This is a genomic window from Streptomyces sp. NPDC051576 (assembly GCF_040681835.1).
Taxonomy (GTDB): Bacteria; Actinomycetota; Actinomycetes; order Streptomycetales; family Streptomycetaceae; genus Streptomyces.
The window spans coordinates 25848-37851 of sequence record NZ_JBFAZO010000004.1 but is presented as its reverse complement, the minus strand read 5'-3'; the positions used below and the strand labels follow the sequence as shown (position 1 = coordinate 37851).

Annotated in this window: 9 protein-coding genes; 2 read left to right on the top strand and 7 right to left on the bottom strand. The window is 69.6% G+C overall.

What is annotated here, in order from left to right; translation table 11 throughout:
* Positions 1–151 precede the first annotated feature (151 nt).
* Entirely contained in the window at positions 152–1036 is an 885-nt protein-coding gene (locus tag AB0M63_RS13785) for a helix-turn-helix transcriptional regulator (RefSeq protein ID WP_366019514.1), read from the bottom strand.
* 97 nt (positions 1037–1133) lie between these two features.
* Complete coding sequence (locus AB0M63_RS13780) at positions 1134–2432, bottom strand: LCP family protein (RefSeq protein ID WP_355908629.1); 1299 nt, start codon at positions 2430–2432, stop codon at positions 1134–1136.
* Positions 2433–2524: 92 nt separating this feature from the next.
* Between AB0M63_RS13780 and AB0M63_RS13775 the strand changes: the two genes are divergently transcribed.
* Entirely contained in the window at positions 2525–3076 is a 552-nt protein-coding gene (locus AB0M63_RS13775) for an acyl-CoA thioesterase (protein WP_366019513.1), read from the top strand.
* 487 nt (positions 3077–3563) lie between these two features.
* On the opposite strand, the gene AB0M63_RS13770 is transcribed toward AB0M63_RS13775, so the two are convergent.
* Positions 3564–5000 carry an LCP family protein gene (locus tag AB0M63_RS13770; protein WP_366019512.1) on the bottom strand — a complete coding sequence of 479 codons (1437 nt, stop codon included), beginning with the start codon at positions 4998–5000 and terminating at the stop codon, positions 3564–3566.
* Positions 5001–5126: 126 nt separating this feature from the next.
* Here AB0M63_RS13770 and AB0M63_RS13765 point away from each other — a divergent pair, with 126 nt between their 5' ends.
* Positions 5127–6176 (top strand): glycosyltransferase family 2 protein, encoded by a 1050-nt coding sequence (locus tag AB0M63_RS13765; protein WP_355908638.1) that lies wholly within the window; start codon positions 5127–5129, stop codon positions 6174–6176.
* Positions 6177–6201: 25 nt separating this feature from the next.
* Here AB0M63_RS13765 and AB0M63_RS13760 read toward each other — a convergent pair whose 3' ends face one another.
* The 4 genes from AB0M63_RS13760 to AB0M63_RS13745 form a co-directional block, all read right to left on the bottom strand.
* A complete protein-coding gene (locus tag AB0M63_RS13760; protein ID WP_355908641.1) occupies positions 6202–7764 on the bottom strand; it encodes an LCP family protein in 1563 nt (520 codons plus the stop codon).
* Positions 7765–7894: 130 nt separating this feature from the next.
* On the bottom strand, positions 7895–9619 hold the full coding sequence (locus AB0M63_RS13755) for an LCP family protein (RefSeq protein WP_355908644.1): 1725 nt from the start codon (positions 9617–9619) through the stop codon (positions 7895–7897).
* Between the two features lie 207 nt (positions 9620–9826).
* Entirely contained in the window at positions 9827–11029 is a 1203-nt protein-coding gene (locus AB0M63_RS13750) for an LCP family protein (protein WP_366019511.1), read from the bottom strand.
* Between the two features lie 182 nt (positions 11030–11211).
* A complete protein-coding gene (locus tag AB0M63_RS13745) occupies positions 11212–11949 on the bottom strand; it encodes a TIGR03089 family protein (RefSeq protein ID WP_366019510.1) in 738 nt (245 codons plus the stop codon).
* Between the last annotated feature and the right edge of the window lie 55 nt (positions 11950–12004).

Sequence of the window (12004 nt, the reverse complement as noted above, 5' to 3'; positions counted from 1 at the left end):
CACAACTGCGACGTACTGTGAAGTGCCGTGACGTGGGCATGTCATTGCCGTGCGGACATGCCGTTGTGCGTGAGAAGCGTGCCAGGGGGGTGTGCCACGGCTATTGGAAAAAAGTGCGCGAGGCTCGATACCGGCCGAGAATCGTCCTCGGTCAGAGCGCTCCGGCCAACACGCTGGTGACCTTCCCCCGTGAGCGGTCCTCGACCGGCGGCCCGGCCGCGTCCGCGCGCCGAGCGGCGAGGAAGCCGCCCGGCGTGCAGCCCACCATCCGCTGGAACTCCTGGGCCAGATGCGACTGGTCGTAGAACCCGCACTCGGCGGCGACCCGGGCCGGAGCCACCCCCGAGGTCAGCAGCCGCAGCGAGTGCTGGAGCCGGATCACCCGCCCGATCGCCTTGGGCATCAGCCCGAGTTGCTCCTTGAACGCGTCGGAGAGCCTGCGTCTGCTCCAGCCGACCTCGGCCGCGAGAACGGATACCGGTGTCGTCCCGCCGGACCCGAGCAGCAGCCGCCAGGCGCGCAGGGCCTGCGGCGCGCACCCGCTCCCCGCCGCCAGTCTGTGCGTCAACTCCCGGTCGAGGAGGGCGAACCGGGCCGCCCAGCCGGGAGTGTTCGCGAGGGCGTCGGCCAACGGCCGTAGGGAGCGGCCCGGCAGGGTGAACGGGTCGGTGTGGGTGAAGGCGAGTTCGTGCATGTCGACACCGAACATCGTGAAGGCAGACCAGGGGGACATCACGATCTCCACCCCGCTCACCCCGCCGTCGTGCCGGCCGATGACGGTGTCGGTGCGCAGCCCGGTCAGCAGGGAGCCGTGCCGGGTCGGCTCGGCCGGGCCGCGGTCCGGGGTCCAGATCCGCAGCTCTCCGGTGAACCCGAGGACAAGGGTCACCTCGCCGTGCGGAAGTTCCCGGCGCGAGCGCGGGAGGCCGGTCGAGATCCGGTAGCCGCGGTAGTGCCTGACCGAGGTGCGCAGCGCGGGGTGGGGTAACTCGTGGGCGATTTCCCAGGTTCCGTGAGGACATCGTCGTAACAACATGCCGCCATGGAACCGGGGCACCGCGCCACACGTCATCGCGGCTTCCGGCCGTTTACGGGTCGGAAGCCGCGATGGTCGGTCGGCGGACTCGTCGCGATCAGTTGCCCGAGACCGTGACCTTCTGGTCGTTGTTCAGCTCGTTCACCAGCGTCTTGACCTTCGCCTTGTCCCAGACGAGGTTGCCGCCGGTGGAGCCCGAGATCGGCATGTTCATCGATGTGCCGTCGCCGCCGCTGACGCCCTTCATCGCCCAGAACATGGACGCCAGGTCCCAGAGCGACATGTCCTTGTCGACGGAGAGGGAGTCCAGGCCGGCCCCGAGGGTCGGGTAGAGCTTGAAGGGGTTCATGAGGGTGCCGGGGGTGGCCACCTGGTGGGCCAGGGCCGACAGGAACTTCTGCTGGTTCTTCGTGCGCTGGAGGTCGGAGGCCGCGAACGCGTGGCGGGTGCGGACGAAGGCCAGGGCCTCCTCGCCGTTCAGCGTCTGCTTGCCCGCCTTGAAGTCGGCGCCCGAGTACGAGTCCTTGAAGCCCTTGTCGATGTCGATGGTGACACCGCCGACCGCGTCCACGATGTCCGCGAAGCCGTTGAAGCCGATCTCGACGTAGTGGTCGATGTGCAGGCCCATGTTGTACTCGACGGTGCGGACCAGCAGCGTCGGCCCGTCCTCCGCGTACGCCGCGTTGAGCTTCGTCTGGCGGCCCGTGTTCTGGTACGTCTTGCCCGAGGTGGAGCCCACGTACGACGGGATCGTGACGTTCGAGTCGCGCGGCAGCGAGATCAGGGTGTCGCCGCTGTCGCCCACGTGCAGGATCATCATCGAGTCCGTGCGCTTGCCCTCGGCGGAGCCGGTGTGCAGCTTCTTCTTCTCGGCGGCGGTCAGCCCCTCGCGGCTGTCGGAACCGACGATCAGGTAGTTCGTGCCGTCGCCCGCCTCCGGCCGGTCGATCACCTTCGAGAGGTCGACGTCGCGGTTCAGCTTGGAGTCGGCCCAGAAGTAGGTCGCCACGGAGGTCACGACGAACAGGGTGACCAGGGTGATCGCGGTCCACTTGATACGGCGGCGCCAGTTCGGCGCGCGCCGGGGACCCCGGCCGTCGTCCGGCCCCTCCGGTCCGCCGGGACCGCCACCGCCGTAGACCTGGCCGGTGTTGTAGCCGCTGTCGTAACCGTTGTCGTAGCCGCCCTGGCCGTAGCCGTTCTGGCCGTCGTCATAGCCCTGGCCGCCCGTGTACGACGGCTGCGGCGGGACCCCGGCGCCGTACGGCGGGGCCTGCGGGCCGCGTCGTACCTGGCGCATCACACGTGCGCTCTCCGGCTGTGCGTTCGCGCTGCCGCGTCCGTACTGGTTACCGCCGCGGTTGTCGCCGGACCATCCCTCGGGCCAATCGTTCATGGGCCCCAGTGTGCAGGTTGCGACCATGTCCTTTACAAGGGTCGTAGGAAAATCAGGGCACTGCTGTTGCGAAGCCAACACAAAGTCCGCAGATGTCCGCCCGGCATAAGGTGAAGTCCATGACAGACCTGCCGGGCAAGCCGGTGTCCGCCTCCCGGACCACGCTCAGCCACATCATGACCCACAACGACACGAACCTTCTGGGCACGGTGCACGGCGGTGTGATCATGAAATTGGTCGACGACGCGGCGGGCGCCGTCGCCGGGCGGCACAGCGGCGGACCGGCCGTCACCGCGTCCATGGACGAGATGGCGTTCCTCGAACCGGTCCGCGTCGGCGACCTCGTCCATGTGAAGGCCCAGGTCAACTGGACCGGGCGGACCTCCATGGAGGTCGGCGTACGGGTCCTGGCCGAGCGGTGGAACGAGTCGACCCCCGCGACCCAGGTCGGCTCGGCGTACCTGGTCTTCGCCGCCGTCGACGCCGACGGCAAGCCGCGCGCGGTGCCCCCGGTGATCCCGGAGACCGAGCGCGACGAGCGCCGCTACCAGGAGGCCCAGATCCGCCGCACCCACCGCCTGTCCCGCCGCCGCGCCATCATGGCACTGCGCGAGAAGCGGGCGGCGGAGGGGTTGGACGACTGACCCGGTCGCCGGCTGCGTGTGGTCGGGGGGCAACGGGCTACGCCTGCGTCGCGGGTCGCGTGTGGTCGGGGCAGCCGGTCGTGGCTCCGTCGCCGGCTGCGTGCGGCCGGTAGCAGTCGGCCGCGCCTCCGCCACCGGCCGCCTCCGGCTACGGACTACCGGCCGTGCCCCGTCACCTGCCGCGTCTGGTCACGAACAGCCGACCGCGCCTCCCTCACTGGCCGCGTCCGGTGGGTAGCAGTCGGCCGTGCCCCGCCCTCAGCCGCCTCCGGTCACGGACAGCAGACCGCACCCCGTCACCAGCCGCGTCCCGTCAGGACTACCGGCCGTGCCCCGTCACCTGCAGCGTCCGGTCACGGACAACCGGCTGCGCCCCGCATCACCGGCCACCCCTCGCATAGGGAGCAATCCGCCGCCCCCGGCCCCCAGCCGCATCCAACGCTCACGGACACCCGACCGCGCCCCCGCCCCCAGCCATATCCAACGCTCACGAACACCCCACCTCATCCCCCGTCACCACCCCGAACTCCCCCTGCTGCACATCCGTCGCCCGCACCCGAGTGACCTGCTTGAAGTCGCTCCCGGCGATCACCTTCAGTACCGGCCCCTGCCCTTTCACCGCCCGCAGCTCGCTCCCGGGCAGCGCCGCCGCGAGGGACTTCGCGGAACGGTCCCAGCGGGGGTCGTAGGCGACGACCGTCCGTCGTACGGAGTGGTCCGGCGCGCTCACCGGCAGGTGTGTCGTGCGGAAGCCGGTTGCCGCCAGGGCCGCGTCCACGCGCTTGCCGAGACCGCCCGTCGACGTGCCGTTCTCCACCTGGACCTGGATCTGCTGCGGGGCCACGTCCACCTTCACGGCGCCCGCGCGCGGCGCCCGGTGCACGGTCAGGGGCTTGTCGTCGCGCAGGGTCTGGAAGAGCTTGGCCGCCTTGGACTCGTCCCATTTCAGGGTGGAACCGATGCCCTTGACGACGTATCCCATCTGCCCGATCGGCACCGTGGTGAACTCGGAGGAGGACGGGGAGAAGGTGCGCATCGCCCGCCCCAGGTCGAGGAGTTCGTCGGTGCCGAAGCCCTTGTCCGCGCGGACCGAGCCGAGCACGGCCCGGGTCACGTCACGGAACTTCAGCGGGTTCAGCAGCACCCCGGAGGAGGTGGCCTGGTCGATCAGGGCGGCCAGGAAGCGTTGCTGGCGCTTCATCCGGCCCAGGTCGGAGGCGCCGTCGACGTGCCGGGAGCGGACGTACTGCAACGCCTGTCCGCCCATCAGCGTGTGCGTGCCGGCGGGGAGATCGAGACCTGTGTACGAGTCCTTCAGGGGTTCCGCGGTGCAGATCTTCACGCCGCCGAGGACGTCGACCGTGCGCATGAAGCTGGTGAAGTCGACCTCCAGGTAGTGGTCGATCTTCACGTGGGTCATGTTCTCGACGGTCTGGACCGTGAGGTTGGGACCGCCCTCGGCGTACGCCGCGTTGATCTTGATGGGGTGCGCGGAACGGCCCGCGCCCCCGGGCACCTCGGCGTACGAGTCGCGCGGCAGGCTGACCACGCTGGCCCGCTCCCGGTCCTCCGAGATGTGCACGATCATGATCGTGTCGGTGCAGTGGCAGGGCGCGCCGCCCAGGTGGTACTTGTGCCGCTCCTCCTCGGTGATCTGGTCCCGGCCGTCGGTGCCGACCAGCAGGACGTTCATGCCGTTGCCCGCCCGCGGCCGGTTCTTCATGTCCTTGAAGGGGTCGACGCGGGCGATGTCCGCGTCGAGGCTGGTGACCACCGCGTGCCCGATCCCGGCGGCGGCGAGGACGACCACGGACAGCGTCGTCGCCGCCCGCATGGCCCAACGCGGCTTTTTCGGCCGTACGGGGGGCCGTGGGCGGCGCTGAGGTGGGCGGGCGGCGGGGGAGCGGCGGGGCGGCGTGGGCATGGGGGACACCTCCGCGAGGGCCGAACGTGGGATCTTGAGCACCGTAGGCCCATACGATCTGCGACCACGGCCGCCGCCCCGGGCGGGCGCAGCGGTGTCCCCCGTTCGCGGTAACGTGAGCCCCCTATGAACGCCAAGCCCGACGTGCGACTCCCCGCCGTTTCTGTGATCATGCCCGTCCTCGACGAGGAGCGGCATCTGCGCGGAGCCGTCCAAGCGATCCTCGCGCAGGAGTACGCCGGCGAGATGGAGGTCGTGCTCGCCCTCGGTCCCTCGAAGGACCGCACGGACGAGATCGCGGCCGAGCTGGTCGCCGAAACTGCATCTTTTAAAAGCAAGCGTGTGCACACCGTCCCGAACCCGGCCGGCCGCACGCCCGCCGCCCTCAACGCCGCGATCAAGGCCTCGCGCCATCCGATCGTCGTCCGCGTCGACGGCCACGGCATGCTCTCGCCGAACTACATCGCCACCGCCGTACGGCTCCTGGAGGAGACCGGCGCGCAGAACGTCGGCGGCATCATGCACGCCGAGGGCGAGAACGCCTGGGAGGACGCGGTCGCCGCCGCGATGACCTCGAAGATCGGCGTCGGGAACGCGGCCTTCCACACGGGAGGCCAGGCCGGGTCCGCCGAGACGGTCTACCTCGGGGTGTTCCGGCGCGAGGCGCTTGAGCAACAGGGCGGCTACAACGAGGAGTTCATCCGCGCCCAGGACTGGGAGCTGAACTTCCGCATCCGGGAGGCGGGCGGCCTCATCTGGTTCTCGCCGGAACTGAAGGTGTCGTACCGCCCGAGGCCGAGCGTGAAGGCGCTGGCCAAGCAGTACAAGGACTACGGCCGCTGGCGGCACGTCGTCGCCCGCTACCACGAGGGCTCCATCAACCTGCGCTACCTCGCCCCGCCGACCGCCGTGTGCGCGATCGCGGCCGGGATCGTGGTCGGCGCGGCACTGACGCCCTGGGGTTTCCTGATCCCGGGCGGCTACCTCGCGGCGATCGCGCTCGGCTCACTGCCGGCGGGCAGGGGACTGTCCCTCAAGGCCCGCCTCCAGATCCCCGTCGCCCTCGCCACCATGCACATGTCGTGGGGCTACGGCTTCCTCACCAGCCCCAAGTCCCTTGCGCGCAGGGTCATCGCGTCCCGCAGGCCCGCGGTGCTCAGCCCGTCCAACAACTGAGCACCGCCGCCCGCCACGACCCGGACTACGACCAGACGTAGTTCGGGTCGACGTGCATGCAGGCCGTGGTGTCCGAGCCGTTGAGGGCGTCGGCCGACGTCGGGGTCGTGTCGTCCTCGGCCGGTGCCTTGTACTTCGTGCCCGTGCTCCAGTCCGCGCCGACGACCAGGGTGACCCCCGAGACGCTCGTCGACTTCTTCACCGCGCTCGTCGGGATACCGAGGGCCTTGGCGACCCGCTGGGCGTCGCCCTCCAGGTCGGCGCTCGGATAGCGGACGACCGTCGTGGCCTGGCTGGGGGTCGTCGACGAGTCCGCCACCGCCTCCTTGAAGCCCTTGCCGACGAGGAGTTGGGCCACCGCGGTAGCCCGTCCCCGTACCGCGCTCGTGGTGTCGGTGCGGGTGCCGTTCTCCACCTGGACGGCGATCTTGTCGTCGGCGGCGGCCGGATCGGTGGACGCCGTCGCCGTGGAGGTGGCGGTCGTCTTCTTCTTGTCCTTGCCGTCCAGCGCGATGTCCTCGCGGACCAGCCGGAACAGCTTCGCCGCGTCGGCCGGTTTGGGCACCACCCGGCCGCTGCTGCTCGTCGAGTACTCCCAGGGCATCGTCGTCATGGTGATGCGGCTGGTCGGAACCTTCTTCAGTTCCTTGCTCAGGTCGTAGAGCTTGGCCACGGTCCCGAGACCGTTGTCGACCGTGAGCGCCTTGGTGGCCGTCTCGGCGAGGCTGCGCAGCTTCGCCGGATTGCTCAGCGTGGCGTTCTCGCGCAGCTGGCGGACCATCGAGTTCATGTACTGGTGCTGCGCCTTGGTCCGGGCGATGTCCGTGTCGTCCTCGAAGCCGTAGCGCGTGCGCAGCCACTGGAGGGCCTGCTTGCCCTTCACGGCCGTCGTGCCCTTCTTCAGCTTCAGGCCGGAGCCCTTGCCGGAGGAGGTGTGCGAGTAGATGTTGGCGTCCACACAGACCGGCACCCCGCCGATCGCGTCCGCCATCGACACCACACCCGCGAAGTCGACCATCATGAAGTGGTCGATGTGGATGTCGGTCAGCTTCTCCCAGGTCGCCACCGTGCAGCCGGGGCCGCCGCGGCCCAGCGAGTCGTTCGTGATGACGTCGGTCTGGGCCGCGTACGTCTTGCCGGTGTCCGGGTCCGTGCACTTGGGGATGTCCGTCAGGGTGTCGCGCGGCATGCTCACCACCGACATGTTGGTGCGGTCCGCCGAGACGTGCAGCAGCATCTGTACGTCGGCTCGGGGCGCGGTGTTGAAGGTGTCCTTCGCGCCGCCGAGCTCCTGGTTCTCCGCGGAGTCCCGCGCGTCCGAACCGATCAGCAGGATGTTCAACGGCTTCTGCCCGGCCGCGTTGGCCTTGGACTCGGCCGCCCTGTCCTTCTCGTCCCCGATGTTCAGGGGGTCCTTCTTGATGTTGTGGTTGAGGTGCTCGTAGTACAGGTATCCGGCGCCGGCCGTCCCGGTTATGACCACCGCGAGGACGATCGCCGACCAGCGCAACGCCCGGCGTCTACGGCCCTTGCGACCGCCCCCGGCATCGCCCGGCGGTCTCTTCCCGTCGGCCGGCGTGAGAGACATCGTGTCCTCAACCGCCGGCACCTCCCCACGCACGCTCTGAGTCAAGTCCCCACCCCTCCCACACCGCGCCCTGCTGACGCACGGGTCCGCCCCGCGCCCTGTTAGACGCGGAACGGACCCGTGTGGTCACCTACTTGGCGCACTCAACCTTGTCCGCGGTGGACTTCTGCACCCCTGCCGGCGTCGATCCCGCGGTCGAGGTGAGCGGGACGCCGGCTCCCTTGAAGTCCTTGCCCAGGGTCAGCGTCATCGCCGGCAGACCCTGGGAGTTCAGCACACTCTTGCCCGGCTTCAACGCGGACCCCGAGAGGCCCATGATGGCGGCGAGCCTACGAGCCTGGTCCGCCTGGTCGGGTGCGTACTCAAGGGTCGTCTTCGCGAGCGCCGCCGGAGCGTTGCCCGCGTTCTCGGACTTGAGCACGCCCTCATCATTCTGCAGCCACGTAAGAGTTTCCTGTGCGCTGCCGGCGTCGGCCCCTCCGTTGAGGATCCGGACCCGCACCGCGGAGGCGGCGGACTTGGTGCCCTTGAGCCGGGCGGCCACGGCGGCCTTCTCCTTGGCGGCCTTCTGCTTGACCGCGGTGAAGGAGGTGTCGCTCTTGATCAACGAGAAGACCTGTGGGGCGGTCGTGTTGTTGAGGACGACGGTCACCGGGGTCTTCTCCGCCGGGTTGTCGACGACCGGCACGGTGGTGAAGGTCAGGTTCTTCGGGTTGAGCTTGCCCAGCTCCAGACCGAGGTCCTTCAGCTTGCCGATGGAGTCGAGGTTGTCGTCGACGGTCAGCGCCTTGGTGCCGGCCTCCGCCAGCTTCAGCATCTTCGAGGGGTTGGTGAGCGTGGAGTTGGACTTCAGCTTCCGCATCAGCGCGCTGAGGAACTGCTGCTGGAGCGTGATCCGGCTCAGGTCACCGCCGAAGCCCACCGAGTGCCGGGTCCGCACGAAGGCCAGCGCCTGCTCGCCCGAGAGGTTGTGCGTGCCCTTGGACAGCTTCAGATGCGAGTCCGAGTCGTCGATGTCCTTGGCCAGACACACCTCGACCCCGCCGACCGCGTCGGTCAGCGTCTTCACGGCGTTGAAGTCGGCCACCATGAAGTCGTCGGCCTGGATCCCGGTCAGCTCGGTGACCGTCCGCACGGTGCAGCTGGCCGTACGGCCGTCCTGGCCGAGGCTGGTGTTGAAGCGGACGCCCGTCGTGCCCGGAATGATCTTGGACGTGCCGTCCGACTGGGCCGTCTGGCAGTCCGGGACGTCGGTGATCAGGTCACGGGGGATGCTGAGCGCGGTCGCGTTCGAGCGGTCCTTGGACACGTGCAGCAGGATCGTGGTGTCCGCGTGGCCGACGCTGCCGGCGTCGCCGTAGCCCTCGTTGCCCGAGCCGGTGCGCTTGTCGGTGCCGATCACCAGCAGGTTGATGGCCTTGCCCTTGCTGAAGCCACCGGTGCTCGCGCCGTCGTCGGAGACGGCCGTGATGTTGTCGTTGAGGTGCTTGATGTAGAGGTAGCCGCCTCCGGCCACGGCGACCAGCACGAAGGCCAGACCGCCGCCGGTCCACATCAGGACCTTCTTGCCCTTGGCCTTCTTCTTCACCGGCCGGCGCCCGCGCCGCGCCGGCGGCTCCTCGGGCGCGCCCCGCCGTCTGCGCGGCCCCGGAACCTCCGGCTCCGGGATCCGGGGCGCCGTCTCCCGCCCCGGCGCCACACTGCGGTTGCGCGCGGTGGCTCTACGGGGCCCCGGCACCGCTGACTGCGGTGTGGAAGGAGTCAGTCGCAGTTCGTATTCACCAGTGTTCGGATTGAGTACCCACTGGTCTGCGGGGTCGATGTTGTCCGCCCGCCCACGGCCTTGCGCGTCCACGGTTTACCGAATCCTCCGTCGGGGCCACGCGGCGCCTTCCCCCTCCAGGCGCTCGGGTCTCGTTCATCCGGTGCGCAAGCACACCGGGTCGCTCACACTATCCGTCCAGTTGAGCGTCAAGTGACGGCGGTGACAAATTGCACGTCCCTACAACCGGTCAATCCGTCCTATTTTTCGGAACAAAAGTTCGTCGACTTGGTGCGCGCTTTACCCGCAGGTGTCCTCGTCGGCGGTGTTCCCCCGAAACGTCGGTGCGGGCGTGGCCCCCGAACCAGACGTCGTATTACGGGTGTTTGTGCCGTAATCCTGTGGAACTTCCCGCGTCACCGCGACCGGCGCGTCCTCCCGCAGCCGGGCGAACAGCTTTTCGGCCTCGGGCTCCACGAGTTGGTCGCGATTCGCGTTGTAGAGGTACGACTCCCGTGGAACGGTGAGGAATTGCACATGTTCGGTGGGGATGTTCCGCAAGCCGCGCACCAGTTCGTACAGGCCGCGCAGATTCGCGAGATCCGGATCGGTGGTCAGCGACGAGGTGGCCGCGTCCAACACCGGATACAACTTCGCCGGATTGAACAGCACGTCATCGCTCCGCACCTTGTTGACGAGGGCGCCCAGGAACCGCTGCTGACGGTCCATCCGATCGGTGTCACTGCCGTTCCCGAGCGACTTCCGCGCCCGCACGTACCCGAGCGCCTGCTCCCCGTCGAGGGTCACCCGCCCCGCCGGCAGCCTCAACTTGGCCGCCTTGTCGCGGATCGGCTCCTTGAGGCACACCTGCACCCCGTCGACGGCATCCACCATGTCCTTGAACCCGTGGAAGTCCACCACCATGTGATGGTCGATCCGAACGTCCGTCAGTTTCTCGACCGTTCGGATCGTGCACCCCGAACCGCCCACCTGGAACGCGTAGTTGAACATCGCGAACATCGGCTCGCTCCGCGTCCCGTCCGGCCGCAGACACCCCGGCACATCCACCATCAGGTCCCTCGGCAACGAGACGGCGGTCGCGCTGCGCCGGTCGGCCGCCAGGTGCAGCAGGATCGTGGTGTCCGACCGCTCGGTCCCCGAGTCCCGCCCGTACTCCGCGTTCCCGTCCCCCGACCGGGAGTCGGACCCGATCAGCAGAATGTTCTGCGCCCCCTTCACCAGCGAGGTCGGCCGCTCCTTGTCGTAGCGGGCCAGTTCCGCGGCGGCGGCGTTGTCCGGCGTGATGTTCGAGTCGAGCTTCGCGTACACGGCCCACGCACCCCCGGCCGCCGCCGCGACGACGACTGCGACCCCGACCCCGGCCCACCGCACCCACCGCCGACGCCGCCGACGTATGAGCCCCGGCCCGGACGCGGAGGCCCCCGCACCCGGCCCGAGAACGCCTCCTGCGGTGTCGTCGAACACGTGCGGTCCACCCCTCATGGCCGGGTTCCACTACTTCTACGACCATGGCGTGGATGGGGTGGGGAGGCGGCTGGTGCTACTCCACTCGGGTGACTGCGATGCCCCAGGGGCGGGGCTGTATCGATGTGCGGCTCCGCCGCGTGGGCGCGGCCGGCCCCAGCGTGCCCGCACTCGCCAAACGCCCGTCACCACCCCCTTCCTCAGCGGCGCGTAACGCTCACCCGCTCACTCTCGACCCGCTTGGCCAGTGACTCCTCGCTCAGCTCTGACAGGTTCCGGCACAGGACGACGGAGCCCCCGGTGGCGAGCGGCCCGTACAACCCCGCGCTCAGCCCGTCCCACGTGTCGTACGACAACCCGGACAGCACCCGGGCCTCCGCGTCCGCGTCGGCCCGGGCCCGCTCGACGACCTGTGCCCCCGTCAGTTCCATCCCGCCCACGATCAGCGCCGGCTCCTGGGGACCGACCGGCGAGAACGCCGCGAACCGGTCCCCCTGGCTCGGCACCTCCACCGCGTAGTCGACGAACCCGGCCGGAGTCTGCGGAAACCGCCCCCCGAGCGGCCGCAGGGCAAGGGCGACCCGCTCCCCGCCACAGGCGCGCGCCGCCTCCAGCGACTCGGGTCCACTCACGACCAGGTCCGCCGAAGCCGCCTCGCCTCCCACGTCGGCGACGACCCCCACGGACGAGCACGCCAGCAACCACACCGCCGTCTGCCAGTGCGCGGGAAGCAGCAGCGCGACCCGGTCACCGGGCCCCGCGCCGAGGTCCCCCTGGAGCAGGTTCGCCGTCTTGGCCACCCAATTGGCGAAGGTGGCCACGGACAATTCGACACGTTCCCCCGTGGCGTCGTCGTAGAAGGTCACCAGGGGGCGGCCGGGATCCGCGGCGAGCGCGGAAGTCAGCAGGTCGGCAGGGGTGCGATCGGTGGCGTTCACCCGCGCAAGGGTACGCGGGCTCCCGGCGCGGCCCGCCTCCGCACCGGGCGCCGGA